The 17,000-nt window shown below is 64.2% G+C and carries 17 protein-coding genes; 9 read left to right on the forward strand and 8 right to left on the reverse strand.

The genetic code is table 11. From position 1 onward, the window contains the following. Positions 1–98 precede the first annotated feature (98 nt). The 3 genes from znuB to zur are packed head-to-tail and all read right to left on the reverse strand — an operon-like array spanning position 99 to position 2,129. Positions 99–881 carry a zinc ABC transporter permease subunit ZnuB gene (znuB, locus tag VUG52_RS00370; RefSeq protein WP_050703194.1) on the reverse strand — a complete coding sequence of 261 codons (783 nt, stop codon included), beginning with the start codon at positions 879–881 and terminating at the stop codon, positions 99–101. Then, positions 874–1,647, reverse strand: a complete 774-nt coding sequence (znuC, locus tag VUG52_RS00375) for a zinc ABC transporter ATP-binding protein ZnuC (protein WP_050703195.1) — start codon at positions 1,645–1,647, stop codon at positions 874–876. The genes znuB and znuC overlap by 8 nt, the downstream gene beginning before the upstream one ends. Further along, positions 1,644–2,129: a zinc uptake transcriptional repressor Zur gene (gene zur, locus VUG52_RS00380; protein WP_050703196.1), complete on the reverse strand. Its 486-nt coding sequence runs from the start codon at positions 2,127–2,129 to the stop codon at positions 1,644–1,646. The genes znuC and zur overlap by 4 nt, the downstream gene beginning before the upstream one ends. 18 nt (positions 2,130–2,147) lie before the next feature. On the opposite strand from zur, the gene VUG52_RS00385 reads away from it, so the two are divergent. Next, positions 2,148–3,104, forward strand: coding sequence for a zinc ABC transporter substrate-binding protein (locus tag VUG52_RS00385; protein WP_050703197.1), 957 nt, complete (start codon positions 2,148–2,150; stop codon positions 3,102–3,104). 205 nt (positions 3,105–3,309) lie between these two features. On the opposite strand, the gene VUG52_RS00390 is transcribed toward VUG52_RS00385, so the two are convergent. From VUG52_RS00390 to VUG52_RS00400, 3 genes are all read right to left on the reverse strand, one after another. Next, positions 3,310–3,804: a hypothetical protein gene (locus VUG52_RS00390; RefSeq protein ID WP_156329564.1), complete on the reverse strand. Its 495-nt coding sequence runs from the start codon at positions 3,802–3,804 to the stop codon at positions 3,310–3,312. A 303-nt stretch (positions 3,805–4,107) separates the two neighbouring features. Further along, positions 4,108–5,058, reverse strand: coding sequence for a homoserine kinase (locus tag VUG52_RS00395; protein ID WP_050703198.1), 951 nt, complete (start codon positions 5,056–5,058; stop codon positions 4,108–4,110). A 71-nt stretch (positions 5,059–5,129) separates the two neighbouring features. Continuing rightward, complete coding sequence (locus VUG52_RS00400) at positions 5,130–5,417, reverse strand: DUF2782 domain-containing protein (protein ID WP_050703199.1); 288 nt, start codon at positions 5,415–5,417, stop codon at positions 5,130–5,132. 74 nt (positions 5,418–5,491) lie between these two features. Between VUG52_RS00400 and polA the strand changes: the two genes are divergently transcribed. After that, a complete protein-coding gene (gene polA / locus VUG52_RS00405) occupies positions 5,492–8,242 on the forward strand; it encodes a DNA polymerase I (RefSeq protein ID WP_050703200.1) in 2,751 nt (916 codons plus the stop codon). Between the two features lie 382 nt (positions 8,243–8,624). Here the strand turns inward: polA and yihA are convergent, their stop codons facing one another. Continuing rightward, positions 8,625–9,257, reverse strand: a complete 633-nt coding sequence (gene yihA, locus VUG52_RS00410; RefSeq protein WP_050703201.1) for a ribosome biogenesis GTP-binding protein YihA/YsxC — start codon at positions 9,255–9,257, stop codon at positions 8,625–8,627. Between the two features lie 208 nt (positions 9,258–9,465). On the opposite strand from yihA, the gene VUG52_RS00415 reads away from it, so the two are divergent. The 6 genes from VUG52_RS00415 (at position 9,466) to VUG52_RS00440 (ending at position 15,107) form a co-directional block, all read left to right on the forward strand. Beyond that, entirely contained in the window at positions 9,466–9,768 is a 303-nt protein-coding gene (locus VUG52_RS00415) for a c-type cytochrome (RefSeq protein WP_050703202.1), read from the forward strand. A 31-nt stretch (positions 9,769–9,799) separates the two neighbouring features. Beyond that, positions 9,800–10,417 carry a c-type cytochrome gene (locus VUG52_RS00420; protein WP_028688672.1) on the forward strand — a complete coding sequence of 206 codons (618 nt, stop codon included), beginning with the start codon at positions 9,800–9,802 and terminating at the stop codon, positions 10,415–10,417. Positions 10,418–10,656: 239 nt separating this feature from the next. After that, entirely contained in the window at positions 10,657–11,292 is a 636-nt protein-coding gene (gene dsbA, locus VUG52_RS00425) for a thiol:disulfide interchange protein DsbA (RefSeq protein ID WP_050703203.1), read from the forward strand. Positions 11,293–11,304: 12 nt separating this feature from the next. Continuing rightward, positions 11,305–12,156 carry an endonuclease/exonuclease/phosphatase family protein gene (locus VUG52_RS00430; protein ID WP_050703204.1) on the forward strand — a complete coding sequence of 284 codons (852 nt, stop codon included), beginning with the start codon at positions 11,305–11,307 and terminating at the stop codon, positions 12,154–12,156. Between the two features lie 96 nt (positions 12,157–12,252). Next, positions 12,253–14,250: a GGDEF domain-containing protein gene (locus VUG52_RS00435; RefSeq protein WP_050703205.1), complete on the forward strand. Its 1,998-nt coding sequence runs from the start codon at positions 12,253–12,255 to the stop codon at positions 14,248–14,250. A gap of 80 nt (positions 14,251–14,330) precedes the next feature. Continuing rightward, positions 14,331–15,107, forward strand: a complete 777-nt coding sequence (locus VUG52_RS00440) for an N-acetylmuramoyl-L-alanine amidase (RefSeq protein WP_050703206.1) — start codon at positions 14,331–14,333, stop codon at positions 15,105–15,107. Here VUG52_RS00440 and VUG52_RS00445 read toward each other — a convergent pair. Beyond that, positions 15,091–15,354, reverse strand: a complete 264-nt coding sequence (locus VUG52_RS00445; protein WP_156329565.1) for a hypothetical protein — start codon at positions 15,352–15,354, stop codon at positions 15,091–15,093. The genes VUG52_RS00440 and VUG52_RS00445 overlap by 17 nt on opposite strands. Here VUG52_RS00445 and VUG52_RS00450 point away from each other — a divergent pair. Further along, positions 15,353–16,972: an EAL domain-containing protein gene (locus VUG52_RS00450; RefSeq protein ID WP_050703207.1), complete on the forward strand. Its 1,620-nt coding sequence runs from the start codon at positions 15,353–15,355 to the stop codon at positions 16,970–16,972. The genes VUG52_RS00445 and VUG52_RS00450 overlap by 2 nt on opposite strands. Positions 16,973–17,000 lie beyond the last annotated feature (28 nt).

Here is a 17,000-nt window from a genome sequence, read left to right on the forward strand (position 1 = left end):
GCAAGTCTACACCCAGGTGCGCACGCTCGAAAACTGGTCTTGTCAGACCTGCAAGCGATGAAAAGGTTGCAGGGCGCGTCAGCAGGCGCCCTGGAATCTCAGCGTTTCGGCAACGCCAGGCTCAGCAAGAATAGCACCGCCGCACAGACCACGATCGAAGGCCCGGCCGGGGTGTCCTTGAACCAGGACAGCGCCAGGCCGCCGCAGACCGCGGTAACCCCCAGCAGGCTGGCGCCCACGGCCATCTGTTCCGGCGAGCGGGCGTGACGCTGTGCCGCGGCGGCCGGGATGATCAGCAGCGAGGTGATCAGCAGCACGCCGACGATCTTCATCGCCACCGCGATCACCACGGCGATCAGCAGCATCAGCGCCAGGCGCAGGCCGGCCACTGGCAGGCCTTCGACCATCGCCAGCTCTTCGTGCACGGTGACCGCCAGCAGCGGCCGCCAGAACATCGCCAGCAGCACCAGCACCAGCGCGCTGCCGCCGAGGATCCAGGCCAGGTCGGTGGTGCTGATCGCCAGCAGGTCGCCGAACAGGTAGGCCATCAGGTCGATGCGCACATCGTGCATGAAGCTCAGCACCACCAGGCCCAGCGACAGGGTGCTGGGGGCGAGGATGCCGAGCAGGGTGTCCGAGGCCAGTGGCTGGCGCTGTTGCAGGGTCACCAGCAGGATCGCCAGCAACAGGCAGCCGACGGTCACCGCCAGCGCCGGGCTGACGTCCAGGGCAAAGCCCAGCGCCACGCCGAGCAGCGCGGCGTGGGACAGGGTGTCGCCGAAGTAGGCCATGCGTCGCCAGACCACGAAGGAGCCCAGCGGGCCGGCGACGAGCGCCAGCGACAGGCCGGCAAGCAGGGCGTAGAGAAGAAAATCAGCCATGCTTGCAGTGCTCTCCGTGGACATGGGCGCCGGGGGCGATCACCGAGCCGTGCAGGTCGTGGCTGTGATCGTGATGGTGGTGGTAGATGGCCAGGCTCGGCGCGTTCTGGCCGAACAGCTCGACGAAGGCCGGGTCGTTGCTGACCTGCTCCGGGTGGCCCGAGCAGCACACATGGCGGTTGAGGCAGACCACCTGGTCGGTGGCGCTCATCACCAGGTGCAGGTCGTGGGAGACCATCAGCACGCCGCAGCCATGGCGGTCGCGCAGGCGGGTGATCAGGTTGTACAGCTCGGTCTGGCCGACCACGTCGACGCCTTGCACCGGTTCGTCCAGCACCAGCAGTTCGGGTTCGCGCAGCAGGGCGCGGGCCAGCAGCACGCGCTGCATTTCGCCGCCGGAGATGGTCTGGATCGGGCTGTCGATCACCTGCTCGGCGCCGACTTCCTGCAGCGCCGCCAAGGCTGCCGCGCGGTCTACCCCGGGCACCAGGCGCAGGAAGCGCAGCACCGACAGCGGCAGCGTGGCGTCTACCTGGATCTTCTGCGGCATGTAGCCGATACGCAGTTTCGGCTTGCGCCACACCTTGCCGCGGTGCGGCTTGAGCAGGCCGAGCACGGCGCGCACCAGGGTGGTCTTGCCGGCGCCGTTGGGGCCGATCAGGGTGACGATCTGCCCGGGCGCGACGGCCAGGTCGATGCTGTCGAGCACCGCCTCGCCACCGAAGCTGACGCCGACCTGCTCGAGTCGGATCAGGGCGTCGCTCATGCCTTGCCCCGGCAGTTGCCGCACAGGCCGACCACTTCGACCGTCTGCGTCTCGACGGCGAAGCCCACGGCCTTGGCGCTGCTGACGATGGCGTCGCTGATGCTGTTCTGCTCGAGCTCGATGGCCACATGGCATTCGCGGCAGATCAGGAACTGGCCCTGGTGCGCATGCTCGGGATGACTGCAGCCGATGAAGGCATTGAGGGAGGCGATGCGGTGCACCAAGCCGTTCTCCAGCAGGAAGTCCAGCGCCCGATAGACGGTGGGCGGCGCGGCGCGGCGGCCGTCCTGCTCGCTGAGCACGGCGAGGATGTCGTAGGCGCCCAGCGGCTTGTGGCTCTGCCACACCAGCTCCAGCACGCGGCGGCGCAGGGCGGTCAGGCGCAGGCCCTGACGGTTGCACAGCGCGTCGGCCTCGGCCAGCGCGCTGTGGACGCAGTGGGAATGATCGTGGGGACGGTGGGCCAGCGGCGTGATGGACATGGGCAGCGACGGTTCAGGATGGAGACGTTATTATGTTACCTGTTTCTGACGACCCGAGTATCCACCGTGTCCCGATTCCTTGCCCTCTTTGTCGCTTTCATCGCTTTTTCGGCCCACGCCGACGTGCGCGTGCTGACCAGCATCAAGCCCCTGCAGCAGATTGCCGCCGCCGTCCAGGACGGTGTCGGCAGCCCCGATGTGCTGCTGCCGCCGGGTGCTTCCCCGCACAACTACGCGCTGCGCCCCTCCGACGTGCGCAAGGTCGCCGATGCCGACCTGCTGTACTGGATCGGTCCGGACATGGAAGGCTTCCTGCCCCGCGTGTTGAAGAGCCGCGCCAAGCCGACCGTGGCCGTGCAGTCGCTGTCAGGCCTGCAGCTGCGCCACTTCGGCGAGGACAGCCACTCCCACGACGAGGAAGACCACGACGATCACGACCATGACCACCGTCCGGGCAGCCTCGATGCGCACCTGTGGTTGTCGTCGGTGAATGCCCGGGTGATCGCGACGAAGATGGCCGGTGACCTGGCGGCAGCGGATCCGGCCAATGCGCCGCGCTACCAGGCCAACCTCAAGCTGTTCGTCGAGCGCATGGATGCCCTGGATGGGCGGATCAAGCAGCGGGTGGCGGGGATCGCCGGCAAGCCGTACTTCGTGTTCCACGAAGCCTTCGACTACTTCGAGGCCGCTTATGGCCTGAAGCACGCCGGTGTGTTCAGCGTCGCCTCGGAAGTGCAGCCGGGCGCGCAGCACGTCGCCGCGATGCGCAAGCGCCTGCAGGCGGTGGGCAAGACCTGTGTGTTCAGCGAGCCGCCGCTGCGCCCGCGCCTGGCCGAGACGTTGACCGCTGGTTTGCCAGTGCGCCTGGCGGAGCTGGATGCGCTGGGGGGCAGCGATGCGGTGGATGCCAGGGGCTATGAGCGTTTGCTGGAAAAGTTGGGCAACGACCTGACCGGTTGCCTGGAACCGCTCTGAGCCGGTGTGCAGTCGCGAAAAGCCTGATTGCCACCCTGCCAATCACTCATGGCTTCACGCTGAGCCGAAGCTGAGTTTTGATTGAACAAGTATGGCAATCAGGATTTATGAGTTTTATATGTAATAAAACTGATCGTTCATGACTCATATAGTTGGAGTCGGCGTGTTTTTCCCATTGCCGGTAACTGCAGAGCTGCACATTCGACTAGCGAATTTGGCGGTTATCAGAGGCTGGCACTCCTGCTGGAATACTGAAGATTCTGATGCCATCAAGGCTAGGTGTGGCACATTGGAATTCGTATTTTACAATTGGTGATGCTACGTCAAATGGATTGTACCACCCGCCACCCGCCAATTGTGGGCGAATGGTTACCGTTCGGTGTTCTTCAGGGACATTATCTGTCTCGAAGCTAATTTTCAGGGTGAATTCTGCTCCCCTGGCAACTGCACCTTCAGGGACTTCATAGAAAAATTCTCCAGGTTGATAACCTTCACCTCCATCTTGGGGTAAAACATTTGTCCACAACTGCGGGCGCCCCAAGGTAATTTCCAGGCCGGTATTATTTCTAAATGTAATACTTGTAGTAAACGTGGTAGCGGATTTCACCAAGAATTGATCTGTCGAAACTGCAGTGGGGCGTCCATTCCAGAAATAGGAGTAGTCAAGCAAAGTGGGGCAGGATACTTTTGAGTCAGACATGTCAGATCTCCGAATAAGGCTCATGGTTCGCTTGAAACATTTCATGCGCTTTATATATGACATCTGACTCGGGAATCTTACAACTGACAAAATCAATAGTTGACAATTAATTTCGGGCGGTGGTTTGCATACAAAGCCAATCACTGTCCATTAAGGTTTGGCGGCGTAAAAACGTACAGCAAGTCTTATCAGATCCGCCAGATACAACAAGCAGAAAACCGCGCCACTGGCTGGTGCATTGCGCTGGCGATGATGACGTACCAGCGCGGCACTCAGAATTACTCGTGATTAAGTAGCTAAAATTCAAAGCGCGAACGGCAGCTTCAGCGCCACCTGCTGGCGCTGCGCCAGGCGCACTTCGAACTCGCTCGGGTCATGGATCATCACGTCCATCCCGGCGAACGCCTGCGCCGCGATCAGGCGCGACAGCCAGAAGCGCACGCAAGCCACCCGCAGCATCACCTGCCACAGCTCGGCCTCGGCGGCGGTGAACGGCCGCAGCGCCGCATAGGCGCCCAGCAGGGCCTGGGCACGTGGCAGGTCGATGCCGCCCTGATCGTCCAGGCACCAATCGTTCACGGTGATGGCGATGTCATACAGCATCGGCCCGGAGCAGGCGTTGTAGAAGTCGATGAGTCCGGTCAGGTGGGTGCCTTCGAACATCACGTTGTCGCGGAACAGGTCGGCGTGCAGGTTGGCCTTGGGCAGGGCGAGGATCTGCGCCTTGTGCGCGGTGATTTCCGCCAGTGCCGGCTGCAGCAGCCCGGCCTGTTCCCGGTTCAGGCCCGGCAGCAGCTCGGCGCCCGATTCCAGCATCCAGTCCAGGCCACGGTCGGTGCGGCGCTCGATGATGCGCTCGCGGGTGGCCAGGTGGATATGCGCCAACAGCTCGCCGACCTGGGCGCAGTGCTGGTTGTTCGGCGCCTTGATGTGCTTGCCCGACAGCCGTGGCTGCAGCAGCGCCGGCTTGCCGCACAGCTCGCGCAGGCCGTTGCCGTCGCGGTCGCGCAGTGCGTAGGGCACCGGCATGTCGGCAGCGTGCAGCACGTCGAGCAGCTCGATGAAGAACGGCATGTCTTCAGCCGGCCCGCGCTCGATCAGTGTGAGGACGAACTCCCCCTTTTCCAGGCTGACGAAGAAATTGCTGTTCTCGGTACCGGCGGCGATGCCCTGGAAGTCGAGCAGGCGACCCAGCTCGTACGGCGCCAGAAAGGTTTCCAGCTCAGGCCGGGACACAGGGGTGAAGACTGACATGTTGAAGAATTGCCCATGCGGGCACTTCCGCCGGAAGTGCCTGGTTGATAAGAACGATACGCGTTACTAGCTTACCACTCGAAGATCTTCCAGGACGGAATCAGCATGTCCGGCTGGTCGGAACGAATGAAATTGCCTTCGGAGCCATCGGCGCGTACCAGGAAATAAGGCTTGCCGTTCTTCGGCGTGACCTTGATCGCATACAGGAAGCCGTTTTGACGGTACTCCTGGATGGTCTTGTCGCCTTCCGTGCGAATGGTTACATCGGGATCGGCCGATGGGGCTTCGTCCGCCGCCAGGGTGACGACCGGCATGGTGGCCAGCAGACCGAGCAGTAACAGGCGAATGGGTGTGCGCATGATAACCTAGTCCTTTTGTCGTCATTGATCCGGCTATTCTAGCGCCGGACCCGTCGAAAAGGTTGATTCTCCTCATGAGCCAAGCGCCCCTCGTCCTGGTGGACGGTTCGTCCTACCTCTACCGCGCCTTTCACGCACTGCCGCCGCTGACCACCTCCAAGGGCATGCCCACCGGCGCGGTCAAGGGCGTGCTGAACATGCTCAAGAGCCTGCGCAAGCAGTACCCGGACAGCCTGTTCGCGGTGGTTTTCGACGCCAAGGGCGGGACCTTCCGTGACGCCATGTTCGCCGAGTACAAGGCCAACCGCCCAAGCATGCCCGACGACCTGCGGGTGCAGGTCGAGCCGCTGCACGCCAGCGTCCGCGCCCTCGGCTACCCGCTGTTGTGCGTCGAAGGCGTGGAAGCCGACGACGTCATCGGCACCCTGGCGCGCAGCAGCGCCGCCGCCGGCCGTCCGGTGATCATCTCGACCGGCGACAAGGACATGGCCCAGCTGGTGGACGGCCACGTCACTCTGGTCAACACCATGACCGGCAGCGTGCTGGACATCGCCGGCGTGCACGAGAAGTTCGGCGTAGGTCCCGAGCAAATCATCGATTTTCTCGCCCTGATGGGCGACAAGGTCGACAACATCCCTGGCGTGCCGGGCGTTGGCGAGAAGACCGCGGTCGGCCTGCTGACCGGCATCGGCGGTGGCCTGCGCGACCTGTACGACAACCTCGACAAGGTGCCGGCCCTGGCCATCCGTGGCGCCAAGACCCTGCCGGCCAAGCTCGAGGAGCACCGCGACGCGGCCTTCCTGTCCTACGAGCTGGCGACCATCAAGTGCGATGTCGAACTGGATGTCGAAGTGGACGCCCTGGTCTGCGGCGAGCCGGACCGCGAGGCGCTGCTGGCGCTGTACACCGAGATGGAGTTCAAGAGCTGGGTGGCCGAGGTCCAGCGCAGCGCGCCCAAGGCCGGTGGCAGCGTTGCTGCCGACGTTGAACCTGTGGCCGAGAAGGTCGAGCCGAAGTACGAGACCATCCTCGACCAGGCGCGTTTCGACGCCTGGCTGGAGAAACTGCGCCAGGCGCCGCTGTTCGCCTTCGACACCGAGACCACCGGCCTAGACGCACAGCAGGCGCAACTGGTCGGCCTGTCGTTCGCCGTCGAGCCCCACGAGGCCGCCTATGTACCGCTGGCCCACGATTACGAAGGCGCCCCCGCCCAGCTCGACCGTGACGCCGTGCTGCTGGCCCTCAAGCCCCTGCTGGAAGACCCGGCCAAGGGCAAGATCGGCCAGAACGCCAAGTACGACATCAACATCCTGGCCAACGGCAGCCCGGCCATCCTGATGCGCGGCGTGGCCTACGACACCATGCTCGAGTCCTATGTGCTCGACTCCACCGCCACCCGTCACGACATGGACAGCCTGGCGCAGAAGTACCTGGACCACACCACCATCGGTTTCGAGGACATCGCCGGCAAGGGCGCCAAGCAACTGACCTTCAACCAGATCCCCCTGGAGAAGGCCGGCCCCTACGCGGCCGAGGACGCCGACATCACCCTGCGCCTGCACCACGCGTTGCAGGCGCGCCTGGCCAAGACACCGAGCGTGCTGCCGGTGCTGATGGACATCGAGATGCCGCTGGTGCCAGTGCTGGCGAAGATCGAGCGCCAGGGCGCGCTGGTCGACGCCGCGCTGCTCGGCGTACAGAGCGGCGAGCTGGGGGCGAAGCTGGTCGAGCTGGAGCGTGAGGCATACGCCCTGGCCGGCGAGGAATTCAACCTGGGCTCGCCCAAGCAGCTGGGCGCGATCCTCTACGACAAGCTGGGCATGCCGGTGCTGAGCAAGACCGCCAAGGGCCAGCCGTCCACCGCCGAGGCGGTCCTGGATGACCTGGCCGAGCAAGGCTACCCGCTGCCCAAAGTACTGATGCAGTACCGCAGCCTGAGCAAGCTCAAGAGCACCTACACCGACAAGCTGCCGGGGCAGATCAACCCGCGCACCGGGCGGATCCACACCTCCTACCAGCAGGCCGTGGCCGCCACCGGCCGGCTGTCTTCCAGCGACCCGAACCTGCAGAACATCCCGGTGCGCACTGCCGAAGGCCGGCGTATTCGCCAGGCCTTCGTCGCCAGCCCCGGCTACAGGCTGCTGGCGGCGGACTATTCGCAGATCGAGCTGCGCATCATGGCCCACCTGGCCAAGGACGAAGGCCTGCTGCATGCCTTCCGCAACGACCTGGACGTGCACCGCGCCACCGCCGCCGAAGTGTTCGGCGTGGCCCTGGCGGACGTCACCATTGACCAACGCCGCAGCGCCAAGGCGATCAACTTCGGCCTGATCTACGGCATGAGCGCGTTCGGCCTGGCCAAGCAGATCGGCGTCGACCGCAAGCAGTCCCAGGACTACATCGACCGCTACTTCGCCCGTTACCCCGGCGTGCTGGCCTACATGGAGCGCACCCGCGCCCAGGCTGCCGAGCAGGGCTTCGTCGAGACCCTGTTCGGCCGTCGCCTGTACCTGCCGGACATCAACGCCAAGAACCCGGCCCTGCGCAAAGGCGCCGAGCGCACCGCGATCAACGCCCCGATGCAGGGCACCGCGGCGGACATCATCAAGCGTGCCATGGTGGCGGTGGATAACTGGCTGACCGACAGCAAGCTGGATGCGCGAGTGATCCTGCAGGTGCACGACGAACTGGTGCTCGAGGTGCGCGAGGACCTGGTCGAGCAGGTGAAAGATGAAATTCGTGGCTACATGAGCGGTGCCGCGGAACTCGATGTGCCGCTGCTGGTTGAAGTGGGCGTTGGCTCGAATTGGGACGAAGCTCACTAAACGCCGTGTGAAAGCTGTGTAGGATCTGCGGCGTAGTGTCGCGGATCCGGTGCTGGCCTCGGGCCTTAGATCGTGAGTTTCATGAAACTATCGCAAATAGTTTCGAGGGGCTCGGAACTAAACCGGTGAACCGCCACTCAGAGGTACTGAATGGCTGGTGAAGCCTTTCGATGCTCCTATGTTGTGTTAAGTGTTGGCAGATATCTGGACCCCGCCCTAGCGGTCCGGACTTGGACCCCGAACTTCCCCCTCCCCATACGAAGTCCGGGGTTTTTTTTGCCCGGAATTCGGCCTGAAGCCTGGGAAATCCGTGGGAGCGGGCTTGCCCCGCGATCAGCCGATCGCGGGGCAAGCCCGCTCCCACGAAAGTACCCCTTGGCCTTCAGGCCGCCGGCTTGTCTTCCAGCTCCATCCAGTCCGCCAGCACCCGGTAGGCCTCCTCCAACCCCTGGCGCTTGGGCGCCGAGAACAGCTGGATGGTCGCCGCATCGCCCCAGCCCTTGCGGATTTCCGCCTGCACCTTGAGCAGGGTGTTCTTGCCGGCGCCATGGGTCAGCTTGTCGGCCTTGGTCAGCAGGATGTGCATGGGCATGCCGCTGGCCTTGGCCCAGTCGAGCATCATCTTGTCGAAGTCGGTCATCGGGTGGCGGGTGTCCATCATCAGGATCACCCCGCGCAGGCACTCGCGGCTGCCCAGGTAGGCTTCCAGGTGTTTCTGCCAGTGCTGCTTGAGCGGAATCGGCACTTTTGCATAACCGTAGCCCGGCAGGTCGACCAAACGCCGTTCATCGTCCAGACTGAAGAAATTCAGCAGCTGGGTGCGCCCGGGGGTCTTCGAGGTGCGCGCCAGGCTGGCGTGGGTCAGGGTGTTGAGGGCGCTGGATTTACCGGCGTTGGAACGGCCGGCGAAAGCCACCTCGTAACCCTGGTCTTCGGGGCATTGTTCGACCTTGGCGGCGCTGAGGGCGAATTTGGCTTTCTGGCAGAGGCCGAGGATGGGGTTCTTGACTTGCATGGGATTTCCGATGTGGGTGTTGCCCAGCGCTGGAGGCGTAGGACCAGGCCTGGCAAGCGGTGTCGTTTCCGTTTGGCTGGCGGAAGTATATAATGCCCCAGTTTTTGTGTGCTCATTCGCCCAGCGAAGGCAATTGAGCATGGGGTGTCGAACAATAGCTCGCGCAACAGAACGCAGCGCGGCCCCCAACCCTGTCAGGTCGTTTCGCATGGCGAAATGGCTGCTTGCTGTCGGTATGTTCCTGCCGTTTTTCAGCGCACAGGCTACACAGGATCCCGAGGCGTTGTACAACCGCACGTGCGCGGCCTGTCACGCCGGACAACTGCCCCAGGCACCCAAAAGCGGTGACCGGGCGGCCTGGGAGCCAAGGCTGGCGCGAGGCATGGAGCAACTGGTGGTGCATGTTACACAGGGTTTCAAGGCTATGCCGCCGCGTGGATTGTGCATGGACTGCAGTGCCGAGGACTACCGTTTGGTCATCCTTTGGATGAGCGGCAGTCCCGATACATAACATTTCACCCTTAGCCGTGTTGGATTAGCTGATGAACAAACTATTCGTGAGTCTGCTGTTGACCATGGGGGTCGCAGGTGCGGCAACTGCTGCGGGACCCATCAAAGGCGATGCTGCTGCCGGTCAGGCCAAAACAGCTGTCTGCGGGGCCTGCCACAACCCTGACGGCAACAGCCTGGCACCGAACTTCCCGAAACTCGCCGGCCAAGGTGAGCCCTACCTGAACAAGCAGCTGCATGACATCAAGGACGGCAAGCGTACCGTGCTGGAGATGACCGGCATGCTGGCCAACTTCAACGACCAGGACCTGGCCGATATCGCCGCCTATTTCGCCAGCCAGAAAGGCAGCGTGGGCGCCGCCGACCCGAAACTGGTCGAGCGTGGCCGTGCCCTGTTCAATGGCGGCAACCTCGAGAAAGGCATGCCCGCCTGCACCGGCTGCCACTCGCCCAACGGCGCGGGCATCGCCCTGGCGAAATTCCCGCACCTGAGCGGCCAGCACGCGCAGTACGTCAGCAAGCAGCTGACCGACTTCCGCGAAGGCAACCGCACCAACGACGGCGACGCCATGACCATGCGCACCATCGCCGGCAAGCTGAGCAACAAGGACATCGAAGCGCTGTCCAGCTACATCCAGGGCCTGCACTGATCCGGTTGCCCTGGGATAGAGGATTGCGTGGGAGCGGGCTTGCCCCGCGATGGGGCCTGCTTGATCACTGCATTATCCCGCGTTAACACTCGGTTAATGCACCAGCGCTAAAGATGAAAAGGGCAGCCCAGGCTGCCCTTTTTTCTGTCCATAGCCGTTACACTACAGAACTCGAGCCCTTCCCGGCCTGTCCTACACGGGTCGCGTCGAGGCGACCAAAGACTGCTCAGGAGTAAAGCATGCGTAAACTGATTCTCAGCGCCGCGCTGGTCGCCGCCAGCGTATTCGGTATGGCCGCCGTGCAGGCCGCGGAGCCTGCCACCGCCGGCAAGGAATATATCGAGCTGAGCAACCCGGTCCCGGTTTCGGTACCCGGAAAGATCGAAGTCGTCGAGCTGTTCTGGTATGGCTGCCCGCACTGCTACCACTTCGAGCCGGTCATCAACCCTTGGGTCGACAAGCTGCCCAAGGACGTCAACTTCAAGCGCGTACCGGCCATGTTCGGTGGTCCATGGGATGCCCACGGCCAGATGTTCCTGACCCTGGAAGCCATGGGTGTGGAGCACAACGTCCACAACGCGGTATTCGATGCCATCCAGAACAAGCGCATGCGCTTGACCAAGCCTGAGGAAATGGCCGACTTCCTGGCCACCCAGGGCGTGGACAAGGACAAGTTCCTCGCCACCTTCAACTCCTTCGCCATCAAGGGGCAGGTCAACCAGGCCAAGGAACTGGCCAAGAAGTACGAGATCACCGGCGTCCCGAGCATGGTCGTCAACGGCAAGTACCGCTTCGACCTGGGCACCGCCCAAGGTCCGGAAGGCGTGCTGAACGTCGCTGACCAACTGATCGCCAAGGAGCGCGCCGCTAAGTAAGCGGCGACCGCCATGCGCTTGCGTGCCACGCGAGGCATTGGCCTGCCCCAGCCGCAGGTCAACGAGCATCACCTGCGGGCCACCGGCCTGCCGGAAGATGGTCGCCTGCGGCTGCTCAGCTTCAACATCCAGGTCGGTATCAGCACCGAGCGTTATCGGCACTATGTCACCCGCAGCTGGCAGCACCTGCTGCCGCACAACGGGCGCGCCGGCAACCTGCAGAAGATCGGCGACCTGCTCGGCGACTTCGACCTGGTGGCCCTGCAGGAAGCCGATGGCGGCAGCCTGCGTTCCGGCTTCGTCAACCAGGTCGAGCACCTGGCCCATCTGGGTGCCTTCCCCTACTGGTACCAGCAGCTCAACCGCAACCTCGGGCGTTTTGCCCAGCACAGCAACGGTGTGCTCAGCCGTCTCAAGCCCCAGCACCTGGAAGACCATCCCCTGCCCGGCCCATCCGGCCGCGGGGCGATACTGGTGCGCTTCGGCGAGGGCGAGGATGCGCTGATCGTGGTGATGATGCACCTGGCCCTCGGCGCCAAGACCCGCGCCCGTCAGCTGGCCTACATCCGCGAGCTGATCGGTGGCTATCGCCACCAGATCCTCATGGGCGACATGAACACCCATGCCAACGACCTGATCGACCACTCGCCACTGCGTGACCTGGGCCTGATCGCGCCCCAGGTCGAGGCCACCTTCCCCAGTTGGCGCCCCCAGCGCTGCCTGGACCATATCCTGCTCAGCCCAAGCCTGACGCTCGAACGTGTCGAGGTGCTGGCGCAGCCTATTTCCGACCACCTTCCGGTTGCCGTCGAGATCCGATTGCCTGATGCCCTGACAGTGGATACGCTGCCGGTCCTGAGTTAGTCCTGCCTGGGCGAATCCTGCACTCAAGTGTTGGGCTTTTCCGCCGAAATCCAGTGATTGCAGGACTAGATGCCACTACCCGTTGCGGATCCAGGCATGACCGAAGAAGCCGAGCGCTGGAAAGAAAAATACCTCAAGAGCATCGAGCAGCAGGAAAAGCTCGAGCGGCGCTGGGAAGCCCGCCTCGACCTGCTGCGCCGTGGCCTGGTGCGCAGCACCCTGGCGGCTGAAGGTAGCGACAAGACCGTTGACCAGTGCATGAAGGAAATGCGCGAGGTCATCCGCAGCGACAATATGGACGCCGGCCTCGCCGGGCTGATTCCCCGCCTGGAAAAAGCCGTGCTCGACTCCGAGCAGCGTCGTGAGACCCGCATGAACCAGGTCAGCGAGGCGCTGACCGCGCTGGTCACCCAGCTGCAGACCCTGCCGCTGCCGGGCGAGGTGTCGCGGCCGCTGAAAAAGCTGGCGAAGAAGCTCGACGGTGGGGTCAGCCAGTCCCGCGAACTGCCGCCCTTGCTGGGTGAGCTCAGCGGCTTGCAGGGGCGCGCCCTGAGCGCGGTGCAAAAGCCCGAGGAAGAGGCCCGCCCGGGCTTTCTGCAGCGCCTGTTCGGTGGCCGTGACGAGGCCCCGGGCGAGATGGTGCCTGCGCCTGTGGCCGTCGAAGTACCTGTGCCTGCGGCGCAGGAGTCTCCCGTCATCGCGCCTGAGGCGCAGGCCAGGGATGCCGATGAACTGCATGCTCTTGCACCTGTGCCGCCTGTCGCGCCTGAGCCTGCGCAGGAGCACACTGCGCCAGCCGAATTGCCCGAACCGGAACCCGAGCCGGAAACTGAACTGCCCGGTCCAGCGTTGGTTGAAACCACGCCAGTGCCCGTTGTCGAACCGAAAGCCGAACCTCAAGCCGAGGTGGAGCCCGTTGACGTAGCGGTTGCTGAGCCCGTGGCGCTTGTCGAGGACGTGCAACCCGTACCGGATGAGCTGGAACCTGCGACAGATGAGGTTATCGGCGAAGACGGCCCTTATGCTCTCCCCGACGCGGTCGAGCCACCGTACAGCCAGGTCGCCGCCCATATCGAGCAGACCCTGATCGGCCTGCTCGATGACCTCAGCCTGCCGGAGCGCCACAAGGCCCAGGCCCTGGAGATGCGCGAGCGGGTTTCACGGGGGCTGAACTGGTACGAGCTGATTCCGGTCCTGGATGACCTGGCCGTGCTCATGCTGGCGATCACCGACAGTGGCCAGCATGAGTTCGAAGCCTACCTGCAACAGCTCAACGAGCGCCTGGAGACTTTCCAGAGCCATCTGCACGAAGCCAGCGCCGGCCATGCCGACAACAGCTCCGCCGCCCGCGAGCTGGACAGCCAGCTGCGCGAGCAGGTCGATGGCCTGCAAAGCAGCGTGCAGGGCGCCGTCGATGTCGACAGCCTCAAGCACATCCTGGAGAACCGCCTCGAGGGCCTGCTGGTGACCATGGACGATCACCAGCACGAGCGCGACCGTCGCGAGCACGAGCTGGCCAGCCGCCTGCAAGGCCTGGCCGAGCGCGTGGCGAGCATGGAGCAGGAGGCCCTCGGTTACCGCGAGCACCTGGAGGAGCAGCGCCAGAAAGCCATGATCGATCCGCTTACCGGCCTGCCCAACCGTGCGGCCTGGAGCGAGCAGGTCGAGCGCGAGGTGCTCGACTGGCAGGAAAACGGCGGCCACCTGGCCATGGCCATCCTCGACCTCGACCATTTCAAGCGCATCAACGACGGCTATGGTCACCTGGCGGGCGACAAAGTGCTGAAGATCGTTGCCGACCAGCTACGCAAGCGCCTGCGCGGGCGCGACTTCATCGCCCGTTTCGGTGGCGAGGAATTTGTCCTGCTGTTGCCGCAGACATCGCCGCCGGCTGCGGCTCAGGTGGCCGAAACGCTGCGGGCGGCCATCGAGGCCTGCCCGTTCCACTTCAAGGGCGAGCGAGTGGTCATCACCACTTCCATCGGCATCAGCGCCTTCCGTTCCGGCGAGCGTGGCGACCAGGTGCTCAAGCGTGCCGACGAGGCGTTATACCGGGCCAAGGAGCTGGGGCGCAATCGGGTGGAACAGGGTTAGTCGGGTTCAGGGTGAGCAATCGTGGCGGGCACGTTATACTGTAGCATTGTCGCCGCTGACTCCATCACGTGCCCCCTGCAATGAAAAGACTCTTCACCGCCCTGCTCCTGCTGGCCCTGGCAGGTTGTTCCAGTGGCCTGCGCATCGACCGCAGCCATCCTTCGGCCAACCAGGACAGCCGTATCCAGTTCGTCGTGCTGCATTACACCAATGCCTCGCTGGAGCGTTCACTCGCCCTGTTGACCCATGGCGAAGTCAGCAGCCACTACCTGATCGGTGACGGCCCGGCCACGGTGTATCAGCTGGTGGACGAGAACCGCCGCGCCTGGCATGCCGGGGACAGCCAGTGGCAGGGTCGCACCTGGCTCAACTCCAGCTCCATCGGCATCGAGATCGTCAACGAGGGGTATACCGACACGCCGACCGGGCGGGTCTGGCACCCGTACAGCGAAGCGCAGGTGCAGGCGCTGATCGCGTTGCTCAAGGACATCGTCAAGCGCAACAACATCGACCCGCGCCACATCATCGGCCACAGCGACATCGCGCCGTTGCGCAAGCTCGACCCCGGCCCGCTGTTCCCCTGGAAGCGCCTGGCCGACGCCGGTCTGGGCATCTGGCCGGACGCTGCCTCGGTGGCACGCCAGCAGGCCTATTTCGAGGTCAATCCGCCGAGCGTCACCTGGTACCAGCAGCAGCTGGCGCGCTTTGGCTACGCCATCGACCAGACCGGCGAGCTGGATGTGTCCACCCGCCATGTGATCGCTGCGTTCCAGATGCGCTTCCGCCCGCAGCGCTTCGACGGTGTGCCGGATGCGCAGACCGCGGCGATGTTGCAGGTGCTCAACCGCAAGCGCTAATACGGTTTTTTGAATGTTCAGCGTGGGAGCGGGCTTGCCCCGCGATGCGGTGCATGGCACCGGCTTCGCCGGTGATCGCGGGGCAAGCCCGCTCCCACGCTGGTAGAGCCTGCACCTTTTCTTCCTGTGTAACAGCGCACCATAAATCGCTGGGCGATCCTCGATAGGACCGCTCCACACGCCCAGCGGCCACGCCAAGCATCGATTCAGTTGCTATACCTTTGGTATTCAACTGGATGCCACGCATGTTTGACCTCCTCGCTTCGGTGCGTCAATTTTTCCACCGACCCTGGCTGTTGGCCGCGCTCGCGGCGTTGGCCAGTGCCGTGCTGTTGCTGGCGATCAGCGTCAACGTTGCCTTGCAGCAGATGAAGCAGAGCGAAAGCGCGCAGATGAATGCCCAGGGCGAGCGTTTCCTGGAGCGCCTGGAGCAGGTCTTCGGTCAGTTGCGCGAGGGCGTGGACCAGCTTCAGGCGCAGCCCCTGCGCGGCTGCGACCCGCAGATGCTGGCGCAACTGCAGCAGGTGGCGCTGAAGTCGCGGTTCATCTACGAGGCGTCCTATGTGGAAGGCACGCTGGCCTGTTCGAACCGCGGCGGCGAGCGGACCATCGAACCCTTGCGCAGCCCTGATATCCAGGGCCCGACCTACAGCTACTGGCTCAACACCACCACCGAGCCCAACGAGAACCTCGCGGCGCTGATGCTGGGCCGGGGACGCTTCGTGGTGTCGACCTCCCGTGGCCACCTTACCGACGTGGTCGACCTGCCCCCGGGCGGCAGCCTGCTGGTGGTGCTGGACCGGGGCACGCGGGCCATCCCGGTGCTGGGGCCGGCGCAACCCTGGCCACCGATCGCCGATTGGCCGCCGCCGCAGGGCAAGTCGCTGATCGAGCTGCCCGACCGGCTGGTCTATCGCATGTCCACCAAGTCGCCGGACTACCAGCTGGTGCTGATCGCCCCCCGCGCCAGCCTGCCCCTGAAGCTCAACGGCCTGCTCTGGTTGCTGTTCCCCGGCAGCCTGGTGCTGGCTGCGTGCATCGGCTGGCTGGTGCTGCAACTGATCCTGCAACGTCGCTCGATGAGCTCGGAGCTACAGCAGGCCTTGCGCCGGGGCGAGCTTCAGGTGCTGTACCAGCCGATCTTCGAGCTGGACAGCCGCCGCTGCGTCGGGGCCGAGGCGCTGGTGCGCTGGCGCCGTCCGGACGGCAGCCTGACCAGCCCGGAGCTGTTCATTCCCCTGGCGGAGAACACCGGGCAGATTCGCCAGATCACCGACTTCGTCCTGCAGCGGGTACTGGAGCAGCTGGGGCAGTTGCTGCGGGCCAACCGCCAGCTGTACATCTCGGTGAACCTGGCGGCCTGCGATGTCATGGCGCCGCGTATCGGCCGGGTGGCGGCGCGGCTGCTGGCCCATCATCGGGTGGCGCCCAGGCAGATCGCCTTCGAGGTGACCGAACGCGGGCTGATCGACGTGGTGGTGGCGCGGGACAACCTGCAGGCCTTGCGCGCCGTGGGTCACCAGGTGTTGATCGATGACTTCGGCACCGGCTACTGCAGCCTGGCCTACTTGCAGACGTTGCCGGTGGACTGCCTGAAGATCGACAAGTCGTTCATCGACGCCCTCGGCCATGACGCCGCCAGCAGCGGCGTGGCGCCGCACATCATCCGCATGGCCCACGACCTGCACCTGCGGGTGATCGCCGAGGGCATCGAGTCAGAGGACCAGGCGGAGCTGCTCAACAGCGAGGGAGTCAACTATGGGCAGGGCTGGTTGTTCGCCCATCCGTTGAACGCGCGCCAATTTGCCGAGCTGATTACCCGGGGGCGGCGGGTGGCGGGGCGGCGGATCGATGATGAGCCTTGAGGCTAGGTTGCCTGGGCCGCCCTCATCG

Source organism: Pseudomonas sp. LH21 (genome assembly GCF_036549575.1).
Classification (GTDB): Bacteria; Pseudomonadota; Gammaproteobacteria; order Pseudomonadales; family Pseudomonadaceae; genus Aquipseudomonas; species Aquipseudomonas peradeniyensis.